The following is a 21,410-nucleotide window of genomic DNA, read 5'->3' on the forward strand; positions in this document are numbered from 1 at the left end:
CGCGCAAGCTGGCTGTGTTTTCCCCTTTGGAGCCCCGTATGCCCACGCCTCATCTGTTACAGGATTTGCAAGACCGCGGCCTGATCGCGCAATGCACCGATCAAGCGACCTTGACCGAACTCTTGGATAAAGAGGCTGTGACCTTGTATTGCGGCTTTGATCCCACCGCCGACAGCCTGCACATTGGCTCACTGGTGCCGATTCTGGTGCTCAAGCGCTTCCAGCAGTTCGGCCACAAACCGATCGCTCTGGTGGGCGGCGCCACTAGCATGATTGGCGACCCCAGCTTTAAAGCCACCGAGCGTAAACTGAATACACCTGATGTGATTGCCGGCTGGGTCGAGAAGATCCGCGCGCAAGTGTCGCCATTTCTGAGTTTTGAAGGCGACAACGCTGCCCTGATGGCCAACAACTACGACTGGTTTGGCGGCATGGGCGCGCTGGAATTCCTGCGCGACATTGGCAAGTATTTCTCCGTCAACCAGATGATTAAAAAAGAAGCCGTGCAGCAGCGCATTGCGCGTGAAGATCAGGGTATTTCGTATACCGAATTTTCCTACAGCCTGCTGCAAGGCTATGATTTTACCGAGCTGAATCGTCGCTACGGTTGTGCACTGCAGATCGGCGGCTCGGACCAGTGGGGCAATATCACCGCCGGCACCGATCTCACCCGCCGCCTGAATCAACAACAAGTGTATGGCCTGACTTTGCCATTGGTGACCAAATCGGATGGCACTAAATTCGGCAAAACCGAAACTGGCACCATCTGGCTGGACGCTAGCAAAACCTCGCCGTACGCCTTCTACCAATTCTGGCTCAATACGGCCGATGCGGACGTGTATAAGTTCCTGAAATACTTTACCTTCCTGTCGGTGGCTGAGATTGATGCGCTGGAAGAAAGTGACAAAACCAGCGGGCAAAAACCACAGGCCCAGCGCGTACTGGCCGAGCAGGTGACGGCGATTGTGCACGGTCAGGCTGCCGTTGAAGCCGCGCAGCGGATTTCGCAAAACCTGTTTAGCGATTCGCTGGCCGCGCTGACCGAATCCGATTTTGCCCAGCTGGCGCAAGACGGCATGCCAAGCATTCAGCTGGACAGCGCTGCCAGTGGCTTGCTGGATGCGATGGTGGCCGGTGGCCTTGCCAAGTCTAAATCCGAAGCACGCACCTTTGTGCAAAGCGGGGCGGTGCTGATCAATGGCCAGAAAGTTGAAGCAGCCGATCATGCCCTGAGCGCTGCGGATCGCTTGTTTGACCGCTACACACTGCTGCGTCGTGGCAAGAAAAACTACGTGCTGATCTGCTGGAACTAATAGCTGGCGAGTTTAGCTTAATCAGCGCAATAAAAAACCCGCCGATTGGCGGGTTTTTTATTTTCAGCTACTTATGATTTACTGGGCTTTTGCCAGCCACCACCCAGCGCCTTATACAGCTGCACTCGGCTAATTAGCAGATCACTTTTGGCCTGCGTGTAGTTAAGCTGACTGGTAAACAGGCTACGCTGCGCGTCCAGCACTTCCAGGTAGCTGGAAAAACCATTGTCGTAGCGCAGGGTGGCCAGTTTCAATTGCCGCTCTAGCGCGGTCACTTGTTGCTGCTCGGCTTTAAGCTTATCGAGCGCCACTTGGTCGGCCACAATCGCCGCCCGCGTTTCACTAAAGGCATTTTGCACCGCCAGCTGGTATGCGGCGGCGGCTTGCTGTTCGCGTGCTTTGGCTTGATCCACTTGCGCGGCAGTCAGGCCATTATCAAACAGCGGCATGGCCAGATTGCCGGCAAAAGACCAAGCTTTGGCGCTGCCCTGAAAGAGATTGCTTAGCTCCATGCTCTCTAACCCTAAGAGGCCAGTGAGCGAAATGCGCGGATAGTAGGCCGCGCGAGCCGCTTGAATGCTGGCGCGGCTGCCTAGCAAGACACTCTCGGCTTGAGCAATATCAGGCCGGCGCAGCAGTAGATCGCTATCCAGCGCCGCTGGCAGTGGCGCTGGTGCACTAAACTGTCCCATGGCCGTGCCGCGCGCGATATTTTGCTCGATCAGCTGGCGCGGCGACGCGCCAGTCAGCACCGCCAAGGCGCCTTCGGCTTTGGCGATGGCCTTCACCAGCGCAGGGCGCGAAGCTTGCGCGGCCGCCAGCTCCACTTCGGCTTGGCGCACATCCAATTCCGAGGTCATGCCGCCTTTAAAGCGTTTCTGGCGTAAATCCAGCGCTTCCTGCCGCGACTGGATGGTGGCATCGGTGATGGCCAATTGCCGATCCAGCGTGCGCAGGTTGAAATAGGTTTGCGCCACATCAGCTTGCAGCGTGAGCTGTACGGCATCGCGGTTGTATTGATTGGCGAGTAGGCTTTGCTGCGCCGCAGCCGCGGTATTGCGCACCCGGCCCCACAAATCCAGCTCCCAGCTCACGCTGCCAGCGAGCTTGTAATAGTCGTAGGTTTGGCTTGGTTTACCAGTGCCTTCTTGAGAGGTGCGCTGGCGAGCAACGCCGCCGCCCAGATCCACCCGCGGCAGCTGTTCTGCCGAGGCAATGCCCAGCACGGCCCGCGCTTCGGCCAACTTCGCTGTCGCCATGGCTAGATTCTGGTTATTGGCCACGGCTGCTGCAATTAGCTGATCAAGCGTTGGATCGGCAAAGGTATGCCACCATTGGGCATCCACCGCAGCACTACCCGTGGTAGCAGGGATATCTGTATTGGGCAGGGTATAGTCCGGCATGTTTACACACGCCGAGAGTAGCGAGGCGATACCCAGTGCTAGTATCGTTTTACGCATGATGTTCTCCTTCAGCTGCCGCAGTGCTGGCAGCCTGTTTTTTCTTCATTTCATCGCGCTTCATAATCAAACGGAAGAACAGCGGAATAAAGAAAATCGCAATAAAGGTGGCCGCCAACATCCCGCCAATCACCGGCATACCCAATGAGGCGCGGCTGGCGCGGCCAGCACCGCTGGAAATCACCAACGGTACACAACCCAAGATAAAGGCTAGCGAGGTCATCACGATCGGGCGGAAGCGCAGGCGCGCGGCTTCAAGTGCGGAATCGAGCAAGCTCATGCCTTCTTCGTATTTCAGCACGGCAAATTCCACGATCAGAATCGCATTTTTCGCCGCCAGCGCCACCAGCGTCACCAGACCAATCTGGAAGTAGACGTTATTGGTCATCCCTGCCAGCCATACCGCCAGCAATGCCCCAAACAGCGCAAATGGCACGGCAGTAATCACCGCAAACGGCAAGCTCCAGCGCTCGTACTGCGCTGCCAGAATCAGGAACACCATCACAATCCCGAAAACAAAGGCCATTAGCGCGGTGGAGCCGGCTTCTTTTTCCTGGAAGGCCGAGCCGGTCCATTCCAGTTTGAAGTCATTGCTCAGCACTTCATTGGCTACTTCTTCCATGGCTTTGATGGCCTGACCCGAGCTCACGCCCGGGGCCGGCTGTATCATCAGCTTGGCTGCTTGGAAGATATTGAAGCGTTCCGCCAGCTCAGGGCCGACCGAGCTTTTCACTTTCACCAGACTGGTCAGTGGAATCATCGTGCCATTGGCCGAGCGCACATAGACATTGGCAATGTCTTCCGGCCGCGCACGGTAATCGGCTTCCGACTGCAGCTGCACCCGATAAGTACGACCAAACTGGTTGAAGTCATTCACATAGACCTGACCAAAAGTCGCCTGCATGGTGTCAAACACCGAGTTAATGCTCACACCCAGTGCTTTGGCTTTTTCGCGATCCAGATCGACATAGATCTGCGGCACATTGGCGCGGAAGGTGGTGGAGACATTGGCAAACTCAGGGCGTTTTTTGGCTTCATCTACGAAACGCTGTACTTCCGCCGCGAATTGCTTGGTGTCGCCCGAGCCGCGATTTTGCAGATAACCTTCCAAGCCACCAGTGGTTGACATCCCGGTAATGGCTGGTGGGTTAAAGGTGGCCGCAAAACCATCCTGCAGCTTCATATATGCCTGACCTTGCAGGATTTTGGTTAGCGCAAACGAGCTATCCATCCGGTCTGGGCGTTCTTTCCAGTCTTTTAGGGTAATAAAGGTAATGCCGCTATTACTTAAAACCGCACCCGAGAGAATGTCATAGCCCACAAACGAAACGACGTTTTCGATGTTTTTGTTTTGCAGCAGCATCGCGTCGTATTGCGCAGACACGGCTTCAGTACGCTTGAGTGAAGCGGCATCAGGCAGCATCACCGCTGAGAGCAGATAGCCCTGATCTTCATCAGGCACCAGGCCACCCGGCACGGCTTTCAGAAGGTAAACCAGCCCACCAATCATCAGCGCGAAAATCACAAAGGCAATGCCAACGCGGCGGTTGAGGAAAGCCACGCCATTCACATAGCCATTGGTCAGACGATCGAAGCTATGGTTAAACCAGACGAAGAATTTGGCCGGTTGATGGTGACCACTTTTGAGCAAAATCGCGCACAGAGCTGGCGTGAGGGTCAGGGCCACCAAGCCGGAAATCGCCACCGATACGGCAATGGTGATCGCAAATTGCTTATACATCACCCCGGTCATTCCGCCCATAAAGGCCACCGGCAGGAATACCGCGCACAAGACCAAGACAATCGCGACTACGGGGCCGGCGACTTCTTCCATCGCCAGAATCGCTGCTTCCTTGGCTGAGCATTTTTTCTCGGCCATGATCCGCTCGACGTTTTCAAGTACCACGATGGCGTCATCCACCACGATACCAATCGCCAGTACCATCCCCAATAGGGTGAGCAAGTTGATCGAGAAGCCCAAGACCAGCATGCCGGCAAAGGTACCAATCAGCGAAATTGGCACGGCAATACACGGAATCAGGGTGGCGCGGAAATTCTGCAGGAACAGATAAACCACAATAAACACCAGCACAATCGCTTCAAACAGCGTGTGCACCACTTTTTCGATCGATACTTTTACGAAGACGGTGGTGTCATAGGGAATATCGTACTGAATGCCCTGCGGGAAACGGGTTTTGAGCTGATCCATCTTGTTGCGAATCGCTTCGGCCACCGCCACGGCATTAGCACCCGGCTGCAGATAAATCCCCATGGCCACAGCTTTTTTGCCGTTCAGATTGGCCAAGAGATCGTAATCCTTACCCCCCATCTCGATCCGCGCAACGTCTTTCAGGCGGGTTTTGGCGCCATCAGCGCTGGCTTTGATGATGATATTGCCAAAGTCTTCAGCGGTTTTCAGCCGGCCTTGCGTATTGACCGTAAAGGTGAAATCGACCTGTTTACTGGTGGGCTGTGCACCGATTTTACCGGCGGCAAACTGGGCATTCTGTTCACGAATGGCCGAAATGATGTCGGACGTGGTGATACCCAGTTGCGCAATCCGGTCTGGCCGCAACCACACCCGCATGGCGTAATCGGTACCCCCAAACATCGACAGGTCACCCACCCCTGGAATCCGCTTTAGCTCATCCACGATATTCAACAGCGCATAGTTGGATAGGTAAGTGGTGTCGTAGGTGTTGTCAGGCGAGCTGAGAGTAATAACGTTCAGAATCGAGGTGGATTTCTTTTTCACCGTCACGCCTTGGCGTTTTACTTCTTCGGGCAACTGCGCCATCGCCGCAGAAACGCGGTTATTGACGTTAATCGTGGCCTGATCAGGGTCGGTGCCGATTTCAAAGTACACGTTCAGCGACATCTGCCCATTCGAGGCTGAGCCGGACTGCACATAAATCATTTTTTCCACGCCATTGATCTGCTGCTCCAACGGGGCAGCGACCGTCTGGGCAATCACTTCGGGAGTGGCGCCAGGGTAAAACGCGGTAACCGAAACCACGGGGGGCGTAATGCCGGGGTATTGCTCCACCGGCAAAGAGCGCATCGCAGCCAGGCCGGCGAGCACAATAATGATCGAGATGACCGAGGCAAAGATCGGCCGTTCGATAAAGAATTTCGAAAACATAGCGATCCTCGCTTAGGATTTGGCGACGGCTGAGGCGCTGCTGGCGGTGACGGGTTTCACCACTGCGCCCGGTTTGGCCTTGATCAGGCCTTCCACAATCAAGGTGTCACCCACATTCAGGCCAGACTCCACCCGCACCATGCCGGCGGTGGTACTCGGCTGCACTTTCACTGGGCGCGGATTGACTTTGTTGTCTTTATCTACCGTCATCACCAGTTTGTCGGCTTGCGACTGCACAATCGCGCGCTCCGGAATCAAGATGGCGTTCTGGTAGGTACCAAAATCAAGGTGCAAGCGCACAAACTGGCCTGGCAGCAATTTGCCTTGCGGGTTGCTAAAGATCGCCCGGGCGCGAATAGTGCCGGTTTTGGAATCCACCCGGTTATCCGAGAAATCCAGCTTGCCGCTGTGCTCATACGCGCTACCATCCGCAAGCCGCAGCGTGGTTTTGATATTGCGCTGATCGTTCAGATTCACCTGCTTGCTTTTGGCCATCTGCTCCAGGCGTTGGCGATCTTCTTCTGAATACGAGAAGGTGACATACAGCGGATCCAGCTGCGAAATGGTGGTCAGCCGGCCTGATTCACCCGATGGCGAGATCAAGCTCCCCTCTGATTGCGCTACCGTACTGGTCATGCCTGAAATCGGCGCCACCACTTTGGTGTATCCCAGATTTAGCTCGGCTTCGCGCACTTTGGCTTCGGCGGCCGAGTTACTGGCCACCGCCGCGGCGTAGCTGGCCATTGCATCGTCGTAATCTTTACGGCTAACCGCGTTTTCTTTAAATAGCGGAATAATCCGGTCGCGATCGGCGCGGGCTTTTTCCAGCTTGGCTACTTCAATGGCCAGATTGCCTTTGGCCTGATCCAGTGCCGCTTTGTACGGCTCAGGGTCGATTTCAAACAACACTTGCCCTGCGGCAACATTCTGGCCTTCCACATAGGTGCGTTTTTGCAAAATGCCGCTTACGCGTGAGCGCACTTCCACATCGCGATAGCCTGCAGTTTCACCCAAAACTTCATAGCTCAGTGGCGCAGAGCCGCTGGTCACTTTAATCACGGTAACGGGGGCCGGTGGGATTTCCCGTTGTTGTGGCTTTTCACCGCAGGCGGTCAGTAAGCCAGCCAAGGCTAGCGAAGCCAGCAAAATGCGGCTGGATTGAGGTTTAAAAGCGTGGGTCATGGCCAGCTCCGTAGGGGTATATTATGAAAAGTATTGCTAATTAAGATTTGTATGCGCATACCTGCCTGGGTATTCTTCTTTTGCGGGCAAGTTTACTAAGTGATTTTTGGTGCATCGCTAGGGCGCACAATTATGCTTGAACAATATTACGCGACCGTATGTATTTATACCTAAAGCTAAGCGTTGATTCGTGTAATTTTTGCTAGAAAAAAGGGCCACCAATCTGGTAGCCCTTTGTAAGTTTAATGCGCCTAGCATTTAGCAGGTGTGCTGACCACCATTGATGGCCAGATTGGCGCCGGTCATAAAACCGGAAATATCGCTCGCCAGATAGCTAATCAAGCCGGCGATTTCTTCCGGTTTGCCCAGGCGTGCCACCGGAATTTGCGCCACAATTTTCTCGCGTACATCTTCGGGCACCGCCATCACCATTTCCGTTGCGATATAGCCTGGGGAAATCGTATTCACGGTTACGCCTTTGCGTGCCACTTCTTGCGCCAGTGCCATGGTGAAGCCATGCATGCCGGCTTTCGCTGCCGAGTAATTGGTCTGACCAAACTGGCCTTTCTGGCCATTGATCGAAGAAATATTCACCACTCGGCCCCAGCCGCGCTCAACCATGCCATCCACAAATTGTTTCGACACGTTAAACACCGAATCGAGGTTGGTGCCAATTACCGCATCCCAATCGGTTTTGCCGAGCTTTTTGAAGGTGGCATCGCGGGTAATACCGGCATTATTGACCAGCACATCAACCGGGCCAATCTGGGCGTCTACGGTGGCTTTGAGCGCCACGCAGGCGTCAAAATTGGTGACATCACATTCAAACGCTGCAAAATCGTAGCCAGCCGCTTTGTTGTCGGCGAGCCAAGCATCTTGTTTGCCTGGTTTGGAATAGGTGGTGATCACTTTAAAACCGTCGTCGGCCAGTTTGCGGCAGATTGCCGTCCCGATGCCGCCCATACCACCTGTAACGAGAGCTACTTTTGCCATACTTCGTATATCCTTGATGTTTGAATGAATGCCTCTGCCGCTGGTGGGCAGAATATTGTTGTTCTTGCGCAAGACCCTTGTGAGGCTGGGCAAGCGTAGCTAAGGGCTATCCCGTATGTAAATTGGAATATTGCCTTAAGTGACATAATGGATACACTTTCATGAATAGTAATCAACCGGTGGTGCTGATTTCTGGCTGTTCGAGTGGTATTGGGCTATATGCTGCGCAATTTATGCAACAGCATGGCTGGCAAGTGATTGCCACAGCGAGAAAAAATGACCATGTCTTATATTTGCAATCGCTAGGGCTTACTGCCTTACAAATGGATGTCGCCGACAGCGAATCCATTGCTTTTTGTGTGGCGGCTACATTGGCGCTCACTGGCGGGCGTTTGGATGCGGTGTTTAACAACGCTGGCTTTGGTGTGCCGGGCGCGGTGGAAGATTTAAGCCGCGCCGCAATGCGGCATCAATTTGAAACCAATGTGTTTGGCGCGATTGAACTCACCAATGCGGTATTGCCACTCTTTCGCCGCCAAGGTCACGGCCGGATTGTGTTTAATAGCTCGGTACTGGGCTTTGCGGCGATGCCGTATCGGGGGGCGTACAACGCCAGCAAATTTGCGCTCGAGGGTTTTGCCGATACCTTGCGGCAGGAATTGATCGGCACTCAGATAAAAGTGAGCCTGATTGAGCCCGGCCCGATTGTGAGTCGCTTTCGCGCCAATGCGTTTGAAGAATTTAAGCGCTGGATCAATAGTGAGGCGAGTTTTCACGCCCCGGCTTATGCCGCTATGGCGCGGCGCCTACTCAAAAGCGGGCCACCCGCGCCATTTACGCTGCCGGAGAGCGCCGTGGCCGAGGTATTGCTCGCGGCGCTAACGAGCGCAAGGCCTCGCGCCCGATACCGGGTCACCAAACCCACGCAGTGGTTCTGGTATTTGAAGCGCATCTTGCCCAGCGCGTGGCTCGATCGTGTATTACTGAAAGCTTCGGGCGATGAGCCAGGCGTCGCCTACGGTCGCCGCAGCGAATAAAGGCGGCTAAAGTCAGTGCAGAATGCGAAATGCACAATAATGGTCCCTTGTCCAGAATTGAGCTTCGCCTTGTGGTTCGGGTAGAATAGGGGATTCAAACTTGTGCGCTCTTAACATGACCAAGTATATCTTCGTAACCGGTGGCGTTGTGTCTTCGCTCGGCAAAGGCATCGCCGCCGCGTCTCTGGCTTCGATTCTCGAATCGCGCGGCCTCAATGTCACCATGATGAAACTGGATCCGTACATCAACGTCGATCCGGGCACCATGAGCCCCATGCAGCACGGTGAAGTCTTCGTTACCGAAGATGGTGCGGAAACTGACCTCGATCTCGGTCACTATGAGCGCTTCATTACCGCCAAAATGGCGAAACGCAACAACTTCACGACCGGGCAGATTTATGACTCGGTGATCAAGAAAGAGCGTCGTGGCGATTATCTGGGCAAGACCGTACAGGTCATTCCGCACATTACCGATGAAATCCGTCTGTTTGTTGAGCGTGGCTCAAGCGGTGCGCAGGTTGCGGTGATTGAAGTGGGCGGCACGGTAGGTGATATTGAATCGCTGCCATTCCTGGAAGCCATTCGCCAGATGGGCGTGTTGTTGGGCAAGGAAAACACCTGCTTTGTGCATCTTTCCTACGTGCCGTATATCGCGGCTGCGGGTGAAATCAAAACCAAACCTACCCAGCACAGCGTGAAAGAGCTGCGCGAAATTGGTATTCAGCCCGATGTGCTGATCTGCCGCGCCGATCGCATGGTGCCGGATGAAGAGCGCCGCAAAATTGCGCTGTTTACCAATGTATCGGAAAAAGCCGTGATTTCGTGTCCGGATCTGGATTCGATTTATAAAATTCCGCGTGCGCTGTCTGAGCAAGGCATTGATGACATCATCTGTCGTCAGTTTGGTCTCGATTTGCCACCAGCTAATCTATCGGTTTGGGATGGCATCGTCGATGCGATTCAAAACCCTCAGCAGACCGTGAATATTGCCATGGTCGGCAAATACGTCGAACTGACCGAATCGTACAAATCGCTGATCGAAGCACTGAAACACGCCGGCATTCATACGCGCTCGGAAGTCAAAATCCATTTCGTGGATTCTGAGTCGCTGGAAACCGAAGGCCCAGGCTGCCTGAAAGACATGGACGCGATCTTGGTGCCAGGTGGTTTTGGTAAACGTGGTGTTGAAGGCAAGATTGTGGCGGTGCGCTTTGCACGCGAAAACAATATCCCATACATGGGGATTTGTTTGGGCATGCAGATCGCGCTGATCGAATTTGCGCGTGATCTGGCCAATATGCCAGGCGCGAACTCGACCGAGTTTGATCTGGAAACCGAATATCCGGTGGTGGCGCTGATCGACGAGTGGGTGAACCACGACGGTAAAGTTGAAAAACGCGACGAAAACTCAAATATGGGTGGCACCATGCGCTTGGGTGCGCAGCAATGTCGCTTGGAAAGTGGTTCGCTCGCCGCCAAAATTTATGGCAATGAGCTGATTACCGAGCGCCATCGTCATCGCTACGAAGTGAACAACTACTATCTGGACCGCCTGCAAGCGGCTGGCCTGAAAATCAGTGGTAAATCCGTGGGCGCCGAGCAACTGGTGGAAACCATTGAGCTGGCGGAACATCGCTGGTTCTTTGCTTGTCAGTTCCACCCAGAGTTCACCTCAACGCCACGTGATGGCCATCCGCTGTTCAAGTCGTACATCGAGGCGGCGATCGCCTATGCACGCGAAAATGGCCGTGAAGGTCTGAGCTGCTAAGCAATACTGCAGGATCTTTGATCCTGATCTACAGGGTATAGCCTGCAAAGCTATACCCTGTCTATTTCCCAAGGCAATACAAAGAAGGGGTATCTCATGAAGCTGTGTGGCTTTGAAGTTGGATTGGATCAGCCATTTTTCCTGATCGCCGGTCCATGTGTCATCGAAAGCGAGCAACTGGCCATTGATACCGCTGGCCAACTGAAAGAGTTGACCAGCGCGCTGAATATCCCGTTTATCTATAAATCTAGCTTTGATAAAGCCAATCGCTCATCAGGCAAATCATTCCGCGGCTTGGGGATTGATGAAGGTCTGCGCATTCTGAGCGAAGTAAAAAAACAAATCGGCGTGCCGGTGCTAACCGATGTGCATACCGAAGCGGAAGCGCCCATCGTGGCGCAAGTGGTTGATGTGCTGCAAACCCCAGCCTTTTTGGCCCGCCAAACTGATTTTATCCACGCGGTCTGCGCCACTGGCAAACCGGTGAATATCAAAAAAGGTCAGTTCATGGCCCCGTGGGACATGAAACACGTGATTGCCAAAGGTAAAGAAGCCAATGGTGGTCTGGATAATCTGATGGTTTGCGATCGCGGCACCTCATTTGGCTACAACACGCTGATTAGCGATATGCGCGGCCTGATGGTGATGCGCGAAACCGGTTGCCCGGTGGTTTTTGATGCTACGCACTCTGTTCAGCAGCCAGGCGGGCAGGGTGATCGCTCTGGCGGTCAGCGCGAAATGGTGCCGGTCTTGGCGCGCGCAGCGGTGGCCTCGGGTATTGCGGGCCTCTTTATGGAAACCCATCCTAATCCGTGCGAAGCGCTATCAGATGGCCCTAATGCCTTCCCATTGCCACGGATGCAGGAATTGCTGATTACGCTCAAGGAAATTGATCGTGCGGTTAAGGCACACTCTTTCATTGAGCATACCTTGTAATTTCTTTGCGATATGCGGTGGGATTAATTCACCGCAGCTGTCATATTTATTGTATATATTCGTACCTATCTTCAAACCAACTGAGGTATAACGCCCATGAGCGCGATTGTTGAAGTGATCGCCCGCGAGATTTTGGACTCGCGTGGTAACCCGACTGTAGAAGCCGATGTATTGCTGGAATCAGGTGTTATGGGCCGCGCTGCGGTACCATCTGGTGCCTCTACCGGCGAGCGCGAAGCGCTGGAACTGCGTGATGGCGATAAATCACGCTATCTGGGTAAAGGTGTTCTGAAAGCGGTTGAAAACATCAACACCGAAATCTGTGAAGCCATTATCGGTCTGGACGCTGCAGATCAAGCCTTCATCGATCAAACCATGTTGGATCTGGACGGCACCGAAGACAAGAGCCGCATGGGCGCTAACGCGATCTTGGCCGTATCTATGGCTGTTGCCAAAGCTGCCGCCGAAGAAGCCGGTCTGCCACTGTATCGCTACGTAGGTGGTTCGGGCCCAATGTCTCTGCCAGTACCGATGATGAACGTAATCAACGGTGGTGAGCACGCGTCTAACAGCCTGGATTTCCAAGAGTTGATGATCGTGCCTGTTGGCGCGCCAACTTTCCGTGAAGCACTGCGTTACGGCGCCGAAGTGTTCCACAACCTGAAAAAAATCCTGCACGACAAACATCTGCCAACTCAAGTGGGCGATGAAGGTGGTTTCGCACCTGACGTGGCCGGCCCAGAAGATGCGCTGGATCTCTTGATGGCTGCGATTGAGAAAGCAGGCTACAAAGCCGGTACCGATTTCCGTATCGCACTGGATTGCGCGGCTTCTGAATACTTCGATAAAGAAACCGGCAACTACGTATTCAAGAAATCAGGCGGCCGTACTTTCACGTCGCTGGAAATGGTTGATTACCTGGAAAGCCTGGTTAACAAATACCCAATCATCTCGATTGAAGACGGTATGGGCGAGCGCGACTGGGATGGTTGGAAACTGCTGACCGACCGTCTGGGCAAGCGTGTACAGCTGGTGGGTGATGATCTGTTTGTGACCAACACCAAAATTCTGGCAGAAGGGATCAAAAAAGGCATTTGTAACTCGATCCTGATCAAAGTAAACCAAATCGGTTCACTGTCAGAAACGCTGGCTGCGGTTGATCTGGCTAAACGCCATGGTTACACCTCAGTAATGAGCCACCGCTCAGGCGAAACCGAAGATTCAACCATCGCCGATCTGGCGGTGGCCACCAACTGCATGCAGATCAAAACAGGTTCTCTGAGCCGTTCTGATCGTATCGCTAAATACAACCAGATCCTGCGTATCGAAGAGGAACTGGGCGATGCAGCGGTTTACCCAGGTGTGAACGCGTTCTACCAGCTGAAAGGCTAAGACGCGTTGTGTTATGGCTGCAGCGCTGATGTCAGCTCGACCTTAGCCGCGCAGCCATAGTAAGATCAAAACCGGAGTATGTACTCCGGTTTTTTCTATGAATGGTCTGTTTCGGTTTCCTGAATGCGTATTCTTGCTTTAGTTTTGGCTGTGCTAATTATTGCTTTGCAATGGCCGCTTTGGATTGGCAAAGGCAGCTGGATGCGCGTATGGCAACTGGATGAACAGCTGGTGCAACGCCAAGCTGAAAATGCCAAACTTAAAGAGCGCAATGAAGCGCTGGATGCCGAGGTGAGTGACTTAAAAACCGGCTCGGAAGCCATCGAAGAGCGGGCCCGCAATGAGCTGGGTATGATTCGCCAAGATGAAGTGTTCTTCCAGGTGCTGGATCACAGCAAGCCAGCGATCATTAGTAGCAGTCCAACTAAAACTACATCACAAAAGTAAACTGTACCGGTACATTTTCCTAGGTACTGCACCCCAAGCCAATCTGTTATGCATTTGCGATATCGGCTATAGTACTCCTTACCCAAGGAGAGCCCGATGAGCGAACAAATCACCCCACCTCGCAAAACCCTGTATCTGCAATTGGCCGATGAAATGGCCGAGGCGATTAGTACGGGTGTGCTGCGCGTCGGGGAGAAAATGCCATCGATTCGCAAGCTGTCTGGTCAGCGCCAGCTGAGCTTATCCACGGTAATGGAAGCCTATCGGGAGCTGGAAGATCGTGGCTTGATTGAGGCGCGCCCACAGTCAGGTTTTTATGTGCGCCAACGACTTAGTTTTGCCACACCCGAGCTCACTACGCCACCTAAAAATCCCTCACATGTCTTTATCGACCCTCTGCTTACCCCATCCGCAGTGAATCGCACCCATAAAGAAATCCGCGTCGATTTTGGCATGGCGATACTCTCGCCCAAATTATTCCCGAATGCGCAAATCCAGCGCATGCTCTCGCAAATCACCCGCCAATTCCCTGATTTGGTGGCTGACTACGGTGAGCCGCAAGGCGATCTGGAATTGCGCCGGCAGATTTCCCGCCGCTCACTGATCTGGGGTGGCAAAGTAGAAGCGGATGAAATCATCATCACGCAGGGTGGGATTGAGGCGCTGAATTTGTGCCTGCGCGCGGTGACCCAACCGGGTGATGTGGTGGCGATTGAATCACCAGCTTATTTTGGCTTGTTGCAGATTTTAGAGAGCTTCAAACTCAAAGCACTGGAAATCCCGACCCACGCTAAAACCGGTATTTCGATTGAAGCGCTGGAACTGGCCACGCGCAATGGCGAGGTAAAGGCATGTGTTTTGCTACCGAATTTTGCCAACCCATTAGGCAGCCTAATGCCCGATGAAAACAAACAAAAGCTGGTGCAACTACTTGAAGAGCGCAATATCCCGCTGATTGAAGATGATATCTACGGCGAGTTTTGCTATCAGGGCGATCGGCCGATTCCAGCCAAGGCATTTGATAAAACCGGCAATGTCATGCTGATGTCCTCGTTTACCAAAATAGTGGCTCCGGGTTTTCGGATCGGCTGGGTGGTCGCCGGCAAATGGCAAAAGCAGATCGAGCAGCTGAAATTTATTAATACCTATTCCACGCCATCGCTGTTACAGCGGGCCATGGCGCGTTTTCTGGAAACCGGTGGGTATGATCATCACTTGCGCCGTTTGCGCAAAAGCTGCGCCGAGCAAGTCAATCACGCGGTGAATGCCATTCAACGCTATTTCCCGGCTGACACCCGACTCAATGTGCCGCAGGGGGGGTATATCCTCTGGGTTGAGCTCAATAGCCGCATAGACACCATTACCCTGCTGCAAGATGCGCTTGCCGAAGGGATTAGCTTCACACCTGGCTCGCTATTTTCACCTAGCAATAGCTACCGCAACTGTTTGCGCATCTGCTGTGTTGAGGAATGGACCACACGGCACGAAAAAGCCATCGCCCGCTTAGGCGAACTGGCCCGCAAACAGCTGGGCACACCGGAAAGCGTGCCGCTTGCGGCACACTAAGCCCAGCGCAAGGTGGCTAAGCTAGGGCTGCTCAAGTCAAGACCCAAGCCGAACCTGCCCCCGCTATTCGCTGGCCACGCTGCGCATTACCGTCGAGCAGCTATACGGGCCAGCAGCTTGGGCTTCGACACAGGCCGCGGAATAAGACATCTGGCAGGGGGGATTGTCGCCTTTTTCATCAACCCACAGCACTTGCAGCCGCTCGCCGCAGCGCTGTTCGATCAGGGTGTTGATGTGCAATAGGTCTTCGACCAGCTCGCCAGCTTGAACGCTAGCGGCGCCAACGCACAAAGCGCCGGCCAGTAGGATAGAGCGCAGCATAGTGCCTCCTCGGCTAGCGAGGAGGATGCACCGTGCATCAAACGCCAACCTGTAATTGCACTATTGCTGCTCAGGTGGCGCTGGCAAGCGCTATTGCCTGAAAGGTTGGAACTTACAGACTAGCGGCAGAGCAACCTTACTGTTGGCAGGGTTAAGCGTGGCGGGGCTGGCTACCTACATGCAGCCATTGCTGGGCCCACTGCAGTAGTGGCTGCCAGCGCGAGGTGCTGGGTTGGCTTGTGCCAATGCGCAATTGACTATCGCTCAAGGCCTCGACCAGCACGGCTTCCCAGCCTTGTACTTGCCAGGCTTCGCCGGCCTGTAGCACGACATCATGGCCATCGTCAGTGAGCCAGATGGTGCCATGGTCACAGTGGATCCAGGCAAACTGTTGCTGATTCAGGCTGAGTAATTGTGAGCGGGTAAGGGTGGTCTGAGCCATGATCGTACTCCTGCGAGGTTTTAGCTAGAATACGCCGCCACCAGCCTACGCTACAGAGGCACAACTGTACTGTATTTAGGTGTACAGGCAGGCTGAATTGATGAACTGTTATGCTGCTTTCGGGTCCACACTGTCTGCCGCTGACAGCTTTAGCCGGCTTTGCGCAATTGCCGCAACTTAAATCGCGCCGGATCAATCGCATTCAATAAGCTTTTTTCGATGGGCTGTGGCTCACTATTGAGCTGACAAGCCAAAATTTCCGCCGCCAGTGCATGCCAAGTAATGCCGCGCGAGCCAAAGCCCACGCAGCAATACAGCCCAGATTGACGGGGCATTTGAAACAGTTGGTGCACAGGCTCATTTATTTCGCCCGCCACATGCAGCTGCCCGACCAAGGGCAGGCGATCAAGCGAATTGGGGCGTGCGCAGATACGGGTACTGGCCTCGGGGCTGGTAATTTCATGCCCGAGCAAATCGGCTGCACCCGCCAGATTGCTGGCCGTGAGCTCAGCAAGGCTGGCCGCGCCTACCTCGGCCGCACCGGTGCAGCGCCAGCCTGCTAGCGCTGGGGTGAGATAACGGGCCGCAGATAGGCTGAGTACATCAGCTGATACGGCAGCGGCGGGGATTTTCGTAACCGAACGCCAACTTTCACTCAGCGGTAACTCACCTGCCGGCCACAATTGCTGAACAGAGTGTGCATTGGCGAGGATAAGTACTTCGGTGCGGGTCAGTAGCGCATTGTCCGCGCCAAAAATGTGCCATGTTTGCTCGTGTTGCTCGATACAGCTAACAGGGGTATTGACCTGTATGCTAATTAGATCAATATCCGTAGCGATATACTCCTGGCACAAGCTGTAGGGATTCACCCATAGCGACTTTTCCAGCCACCACGCACCATAGCTGACCGGATAGCCTAACTGTGCGGAACAGGTGGCGGCATCCAGATATTGCAGCACTTCAGGCGGAAATTGCAGGGTAGCGGCGGTGCTCGCTAGCAGGGCGTCTTGTTCGGCGTCTTTGGCCAATTGCAGATGGTGACCGCAGCCCGCAAGTACAGTCGGACCCAGCTGCCCAATCCGTTGCCGGCTCATCGCCAAGCCGGCCCGGCTCAGGCGAGCGAGGGCATTATCATCCTTACTAAAGATCGCGTGGCAGAGGCCCACATGATTGCCCGAGGCACGCTGGGCCACATCCGCTTCGGCTTCAAAGATTTCAACCTGCCAGCCACGCCGCGCCAGTGCCGCAGCTGTCGCGCAGCCGGCCATGCCTGCGCCAATAATCACCGCACGTTTTGGGTGTGGACGCGCGGGGTGAGAACGAAATACGCGGGGTGGCTTGGGGATGCGCGCACAGCGCCCCACGAGCATTTGCCGTTTACTGGCAAAGCCCGCGACTTTTTCAACGGCAAAGCCCGCTTCGGTCAGCCCGCGGCGAACTGCGCCGGCCACCGTGTACGTAGCGAGCGTGGTATCGGCATGGGACAGTCGCCACAGCGCCTTAAACACGGGCAGGCACCACATCTCGGGGTTTTTGCTTGGGGCAAAGCCATCGAGGTAAATCGCATCCACCTTGGCCTGCAGCTCGTGAAGCATGCTTTGCACCTCACCCAACAGCAAGGTGAGAATGACCCGTCCATCCGCCAGCTCCAGCCGATGAAAGCCTGGGGTGAGCGCCGGCCAGACAGCCAACAGCTCGCTAGTGAAGGTACTTAGCTCAGGGTAGCGCTGATACAGCCGGCTTAAATCGGCGCGACTAAACGGATGTTGCTCCACCGAAATAAAATGCAAGCGCGCCGAACGGTGCGGGTCATTTGTCCAGGCCTGCCAGGTGGCTAAAAAACTTAAACCTTGCCCAAAACCTGTTTCAAGAATGGTAAAGCATTCGCGCTGCTGCCAGCGAACCGGCAAGCCGTTGCCCGCCATAAACACGGCCTGCGCCTGCGCCAAGGCGCCATGGGCGGAGTGGTAAACATCGGCATAGCGGCTGGAATACAAAGTACCATCAGCGGCAAAATCAAGCGTAGCGGCTTGCAGCGGGGTATAGGCCATGGCAAAACAGCAGGTTTAGGCGGACGCAACGGGCGGATGCAGTGGTTCCCCGCGCAAAAAGGCTCGTCGTGCGGCAATGCCAAGGCTAATTGCCAGCACGCACAGCACCACAAAACTACGATTGCCCCACTGAGCATGGCCCCATTTTAACAGCTCGATGCCACCAGCAAATACCGCCATATTCAGCATGCCGAGCGCCGCGGCCACCACCCCTTTGGCTTGCTCACTACTAAATAGGGTCAGGCGATACAGTGCAGCATTGATCATGCCCATGCCAAACGCCGCAACGGCCAGCGACCAGGCCAGCCAGCGCCAAGCGGTGGGCTCGGCCAGCAGATACAAGCCCGCCAGCGCCCCAGCCAGCAAAGGGATCGAGCCGATGGTAATCAGCCTCTGTATCGGCAATTGGCTAATCAATTTGGCCAAAGCGATATTGCCGAGGATCAGCCCACCAAATACAGGGAATTGCCACCAGCCGTATTCCAGCGTGCTAAGCCCGGCATCCTGCATCAAAATCACCGGCGCCAGCGCAATCCAGCCCAGCAAGGGCACCGCATTCAGGCTGAGCGCCACGGCGCCCAGTACAAAGCGGCGATTGGTGTAAATTTGGCGATAATCTTGCCAGAGCTGGCGTGGATGCAATGGCTCGGCGAGCTTGGGTGAGGTTTCCGGCATTTTGTACCACAGGCCCAGGCAAGAAATCGCCGACACCACGGCCACTACGCCAAAAATCCAGCGCCAATCACCCAGCTGTAACACTGCAGCACCGGCGACCGGGCCAACTAGAGGCGCAATTAGCGCCACATTGGCCATCAGCGCCATCACCCTCACGGCCATGGTTTCGGTAAAGCTTTCCTGAATGGTGGCATAGCCCACGGCGCCGATAAAGCACAGGCCAACCCCCTGCAAAAAGCGGAAAGTGAGAAACAGCCAGAAACTATGCACCCAGATAATGCCAATACAGCTCAGGGTGAAAAATATGGCACCGGCCAACATCACCGGCCGCCGGCCAAGGCGATCAGATAAAGGCCCCAGCAGCCATTGCAGGCTAGCACCACCCAGCAGACACAAGGTCATCGCCGTCGGAATCCAGGCAGGGTCGGCGGCAAACTCGCGCACCACAGCCGGCATGCCGGGCAAGATCATGTCATTGGAAATGTAGGTGGCAAACTCAAAGAGCACCAGCGCCAGCGGGAACAATAAAGTCGCCCAGCTCAGCTGGCTAATTGGGGCAGGGCGTGCAACAGACATGCAGTATTCGCTCGCAAAACCTGTATTGTCGCAGGCTGGCGGGCAGAAAGATTGGTAAAAATACACTGGCATGCGCATTTGCGCAGGCTGGGGGCAAGATTTATCCCCGCGCCAGCCTCACTGCGGCATAATGAAAGCATTCTTCCATGGGGGTCGTACAATGACAAAAACCGAATTGATTGCCATCATCCATAACCTGGCCAGCATCGAGCACCCGGATCTCAACAAAAAGACCGTCGCGGCATTGCTCGATACCCTGTCGGAAGTGATTACCGCCACGGTGAGCGGCGGCGGCGAAGTAACCCTGCCGAATGTCGGCAAAATTGCGCTGAAATCGCGCGATGCCCGCGTGGGCCGTAACCCACGAACCGGTGAAGCAGTGCAAATCCCAGCCAAGAAAGTGCTGAAGTTTACTGCGGCCAAAGCGCTGAAAGATGCGGTAGCAGGCGAGCAGAAATAAGCAGCACACTGCGCGCTTTGCGCAGCCAATAAAAAAACCGGCTTTTAGCCGGTTTTTTTATTGATACCTACTGCTGGTATAGGGCTGTAGCGCAGATTAAACATAGCCTGCAGCCCAATACCGCCGCTAAATCAGTCTTCGCGACGCATTTGCGGGAACAAAATCACGTCACGAATACTTGGCGCGTCGGTCAGCAGCATCACCAGGCGATCGATACCGATACCGCAGCCGCCAGTTGGCGCCAGACCGTATTCCAGTGCGCGGATATAATCGGCATCAAAGTGCATAGCTTCATCGTCGCCGGCTTCTTTCAGATCCACCTGGGCCTGGAAACGCGCGGCTTGATCTTCCGGATCATTCAACTCGGAATAGCCATTGGCGTGCTCACGACCCACGATAAACAACTCGAAGCGCTCGGTAATACCCGCTTGCGTATCAGATGCGCGCGCCAGCGGTGACACCTCAGCCGGGTAATCGATGATGAAGGTCGGCTCCCACAATTTCGCTTCGGTGTTTTCTTCAAACAGGCTCAGCTGCAGGCCGCCAATACCATCGGTCAGCACGGGTTTGCCGCCCAAGCGCGCGATTTCGGCTTTCAGGAAGGCGCGGTCGTGCAGTTGCTCGTCGGTGTATTCGGGGTTGTAGTGCTTGATGGCATCCACAATGGTGAAGCGGGCAAAGGGCTTAGACAGATCCACCGTTTTGCCTTGATATTCCACGACGGCATGGCCAGTGGCTTCGATCGCGCAGGCACGGATAATGCCTTCGGTCATTTCCATCATACGCTGGTAATCGGCATAGGCCTCGTAGAATTCCACCATGGTGAATTCTGGATTGTGGCGGGTACTCATGCCTTCGTTGCGGAAGTTGCGGTTGACTTCAAACACCCGCTCCAGACCGCCCACGACCAGACGTTTCAGATACAGCTCAGGCGCAATCCGCAGGTACAGCGGCATATCCAGCGCATTGTGGTGCGTCTGGAATGGTTTGGCCGAAGCGCCGCCCGGAATCGGGTGCATCATCGGGGTTTCCACTTCCAGATATCCTTCGCCAGTCATAAATTCGCGCAGGCGTTGCACGATTTTGCTGCGTTTGATGAAGGTATTACGGCTGTTTTCGTTGGTGATCAGATCCACATAGCGCTGGCGGTATTTGGTTTCCTGATCGGTCAGGCCGTGGAATTTCTCAGGCAGCGGGCGCAGCGATTTGGTCAGCAGGCGCAGCTCGGTCACATGGACTGACAGTTCACCGGTTTTGGTTTTCATCAGCGTGCCGCGCGCGGCGACGATATCGCCCAAATCCCAGGTTTTAAAGTCGCTGTATACGTCTTCACCCACGGCTTGGCCGCTGATGTAGAACTGAATGCGGCCAGAGCCATCCTGAATCGTGATAAAGCTGGCTTTCCCCATTACCCGCTTGAGCATAATCCGGCCAGCCACACTAACCGCAATGGCTTGCGCTTCCAGCGGCTCTTTCTCGAAGTGACCATATTCAGCGGCCAGATCGGCAGCCAGGTGCTCACGTTTGAAGTCGTTCGGGAAAGCAACGCCTTTGCTGCGGATCGCGGCCAGTTTGGCGCGACGCTCGGCAATGATCTGATTTTCGTCTTGCGGGAGGATTTGTTCTTCTGACATGGGTATGTGCCTGCA

17 protein-coding genes are annotated in these 21,410 nt (G+C 54.7%); 8 read left to right on the plus strand and 9 right to left on the minus strand.

Annotated elements, in window-relative coordinates; all coding sequences use genetic code 11:
- Positions 1-38: 38 nt before the first annotated feature.
- The gene (gene tyrS, locus L991_RS03685; protein WP_047392390.1) at positions 39-1,313 is read left to right on the plus strand and encodes a tyrosine--tRNA ligase; all 1,275 of its coding nucleotides are present in this window, start codon (positions 39-41) and stop codon (positions 1,311-1,313) included.
- 71 nt (positions 1,314-1,384) lie between these two features.
- Here tyrS and L991_RS03690 read toward each other — a convergent pair whose 3' ends face one another.
- The 4 genes from L991_RS03690 to L991_RS03705 form a co-directional block, all read right to left on the minus strand.
- The gene (locus L991_RS03690; protein WP_047392393.1) at positions 1,385-2,773 is read right to left on the minus strand and encodes an efflux transporter outer membrane subunit; all 1,389 of its coding nucleotides are present in this window, start codon (positions 2,771-2,773) and stop codon (positions 1,385-1,387) included.
- On the minus strand, positions 2,766-5,915 hold the full coding sequence (locus L991_RS03695) for an efflux RND transporter permease subunit (protein ID WP_047392396.1): 3,150 nt from the start codon (positions 5,913-5,915) through the stop codon (positions 2,766-2,768). Before L991_RS03695 ends, L991_RS03690 begins: the two co-directional genes overlap by 8 nt.
- Before the next feature lie 12 nt (positions 5,916-5,927).
- Complete coding sequence (locus L991_RS03700) at positions 5,928-7,097, minus strand: efflux RND transporter periplasmic adaptor subunit (protein WP_052190567.1); 1,170 nt, start codon at positions 7,095-7,097, stop codon at positions 5,928-5,930.
- A 258-nt stretch (positions 7,098-7,355) separates the two neighbouring features.
- Positions 7,356-8,090, minus strand: coding sequence for a beta-ketoacyl-ACP reductase (locus L991_RS03705; protein WP_047392403.1), 735 nt, complete (start codon positions 8,088-8,090; stop codon positions 7,356-7,358).
- 161 nt (positions 8,091-8,251) lie between these two features.
- Between L991_RS03705 and L991_RS03710 the strand changes: the two genes are divergently transcribed.
- The 6 genes from L991_RS03710 (at position 8,252) to L991_RS03735 (ending at position 15,236) form a co-directional block, all read left to right on the plus strand.
- On the plus strand, positions 8,252-9,127 hold the full coding sequence (locus tag L991_RS03710) for an SDR family NAD(P)-dependent oxidoreductase (RefSeq protein ID WP_052190568.1): 876 nt from the start codon (positions 8,252-8,254) through the stop codon (positions 9,125-9,127).
- 115 nt (positions 9,128-9,242) lie between these two features.
- The gene (locus L991_RS03715; RefSeq protein WP_028449325.1) at positions 9,243-10,895 is read left to right on the plus strand and encodes a CTP synthase; all 1,653 of its coding nucleotides are present in this window, start codon (positions 9,243-9,245) and stop codon (positions 10,893-10,895) included.
- A gap of 96 nt (positions 10,896-10,991) precedes the next feature.
- Entirely contained in the window at positions 10,992-11,831 is an 840-nt protein-coding gene (gene kdsA, locus L991_RS03720; RefSeq protein ID WP_028449326.1) for a 3-deoxy-8-phosphooctulonate synthase, read from the plus strand.
- Between the two features lie 96 nt (positions 11,832-11,927).
- On the plus strand, positions 11,928-13,223 hold the full coding sequence (gene eno / locus L991_RS03725; RefSeq protein WP_028449327.1) for a phosphopyruvate hydratase: 1,296 nt from the start codon (positions 11,928-11,930) through the stop codon (positions 13,221-13,223).
- A gap of 123 nt (positions 13,224-13,346) precedes the next feature.
- A complete protein-coding gene (gene ftsB, locus L991_RS03730; protein WP_028449328.1) occupies positions 13,347-13,670 on the plus strand; it encodes a cell division protein FtsB in 324 nt (107 codons plus the stop codon).
- Positions 13,671-13,766: 96 nt separating this feature from the next.
- Positions 13,767-15,236: a PLP-dependent aminotransferase family protein gene (locus L991_RS03735; RefSeq protein WP_052190569.1), complete on the plus strand. Its 1,470-nt coding sequence runs from the start codon at positions 13,767-13,769 to the stop codon at positions 15,234-15,236.
- A gap of 63 nt (positions 15,237-15,299) precedes the next feature.
- On the opposite strand, the gene L991_RS03740 is transcribed toward L991_RS03735, so the two are convergent.
- The 4 genes from L991_RS03740 to L991_RS03755 all read right to left on the minus strand — a co-directional run bounded on the left by L991_RS03740 (position 15,300) and on the right by L991_RS03755 (position 19,301).
- Entirely contained in the window at positions 15,300-15,557 is a 258-nt protein-coding gene (locus L991_RS03740; protein WP_028449329.1) for a hypothetical protein, read from the minus strand.
- 151 nt (positions 15,558-15,708) lie between these two features.
- A complete protein-coding gene (locus L991_RS03745) occupies positions 15,709-15,999 on the minus strand; it encodes a DUF2917 domain-containing protein (protein ID WP_047392407.1) in 291 nt (96 codons plus the stop codon).
- Positions 16,000-16,148: 149 nt separating this feature from the next.
- Positions 16,149-18,050, minus strand: a complete 1,902-nt coding sequence (gene mnmC, locus L991_RS03750; RefSeq protein WP_047392410.1) for a bifunctional tRNA (5-methylaminomethyl-2-thiouridine)(34)-methyltransferase MnmD/FAD-dependent 5-carboxymethylaminomethyl-2-thiouridine(34) oxidoreductase MnmC — start codon at positions 18,048-18,050, stop codon at positions 16,149-16,151.
- A 15-nt stretch (positions 18,051-18,065) separates the two neighbouring features.
- Positions 18,066-19,301: an MFS transporter gene (locus tag L991_RS03755; protein WP_047392482.1), complete on the minus strand. Its 1,236-nt coding sequence runs from the start codon at positions 19,299-19,301 to the stop codon at positions 18,066-18,068.
- Positions 19,302-19,461: 160 nt separating this feature from the next.
- Here L991_RS03755 and L991_RS03760 point away from each other — a divergent pair, with 160 nt between their 5' ends.
- Complete coding sequence (locus L991_RS03760) at positions 19,462-19,761, plus strand: HU family DNA-binding protein (protein ID WP_028449333.1); 300 nt, start codon at positions 19,462-19,464, stop codon at positions 19,759-19,761.
- A 131-nt stretch (positions 19,762-19,892) separates the two neighbouring features.
- Here L991_RS03760 and lysS read toward each other — a convergent pair whose 3' ends face one another.
- The gene (gene lysS, locus L991_RS03765; protein WP_028449334.1) at positions 19,893-21,395 is read right to left on the minus strand and encodes a lysine--tRNA ligase; all 1,503 of its coding nucleotides are present in this window, start codon (positions 21,393-21,395) and stop codon (positions 19,893-19,895) included.
- Positions 21,396-21,410: the final 15 nt, after the last annotated feature.

This window comes from Chitinibacter sp. ZOR0017 (assembly GCF_000799095.1).
GTDB classification, from domain to species: domain Bacteria; phylum Pseudomonadota; class Gammaproteobacteria; order Burkholderiales; family Chitinibacteraceae; genus Chitinibacter; species Chitinibacter tainanensis.

Excerpts from the sequence above, each read along its gene's own strand:
- tyrS (WP_047392390.1), top strand. The coding sequence starts at position 39 with ATGCCCACGCCTCATCTGTTACAGGATTTGCAAGACCGCGGCCTGATC.
- L991_RS03690 (WP_047392393.1), bottom strand. The coding sequence starts at position 2,773 with ATGCGTAAAACGATACTAGCACTGGGTATCGCCTCGCTACTCTCGGCG.
- L991_RS03695 (WP_047392396.1), bottom strand. The coding sequence starts at position 5,915 with ATGTTTTCGAAATTCTTTATCGAACGGCCGATCTTTGCCTCGGTCATC.
- L991_RS03700 (WP_052190567.1), bottom strand. The coding sequence starts at position 7,097 with ATGACCCACGCTTTTAAACCTCAATCCAGCCGCATTTTGCTGGCTTCG.
- L991_RS03705 (WP_047392403.1), bottom strand. The coding sequence starts at position 8,090 with ATGGCAAAAGTAGCTCTCGTTACAGGTGGTATGGGCGGCATCGGGACG.
- L991_RS03710 (WP_052190568.1), top strand. The coding sequence starts at position 8,252 with ATGAATAGTAATCAACCGGTGGTGCTGATTTCTGGCTGTTCGAGTGGT.
- L991_RS03715 (WP_028449325.1), top strand. The coding sequence starts at position 9,243 with ATGACCAAGTATATCTTCGTAACCGGTGGCGTTGTGTCTTCGCTCGGC.
- kdsA (WP_028449326.1), top strand. The coding sequence starts at position 10,992 with ATGAAGCTGTGTGGCTTTGAAGTTGGATTGGATCAGCCATTTTTCCTG.
- eno (WP_028449327.1), top strand. The coding sequence starts at position 11,928 with ATGAGCGCGATTGTTGAAGTGATCGCCCGCGAGATTTTGGACTCGCGT.
- ftsB (WP_028449328.1), top strand. The coding sequence starts at position 13,347 with ATGCGTATTCTTGCTTTAGTTTTGGCTGTGCTAATTATTGCTTTGCAA.
- L991_RS03735 (WP_052190569.1), top strand. The coding sequence starts at position 13,767 with ATGAGCGAACAAATCACCCCACCTCGCAAAACCCTGTATCTGCAATTG.
- L991_RS03740 (WP_028449329.1), bottom strand. The coding sequence starts at position 15,557 with ATGCTGCGCTCTATCCTACTGGCCGGCGCTTTGTGCGTTGGCGCCGCT.
- L991_RS03745 (WP_047392407.1), bottom strand. The coding sequence starts at position 15,999 with ATGGCTCAGACCACCCTTACCCGCTCACAATTACTCAGCCTGAATCAG.
- mnmC (WP_047392410.1), bottom strand. The coding sequence starts at position 18,050 with ATGGCCTATACCCCGCTGCAAGCCGCTACGCTTGATTTTGCCGCTGAT.
- L991_RS03755 (WP_047392482.1), bottom strand. The coding sequence starts at position 19,301 with ATGTCTGTTGCACGCCCTGCCCCAATTAGCCAGCTGAGCTGGGCGACT.
- L991_RS03760 (WP_028449333.1), top strand. The coding sequence starts at position 19,462 with ATGACAAAAACCGAATTGATTGCCATCATCCATAACCTGGCCAGCATC.
- lysS (WP_028449334.1), bottom strand. The coding sequence starts at position 21,395 with ATGTCAGAAGAACAAATCCTCCCGCAAGACGAAAATCAGATCATTGCC.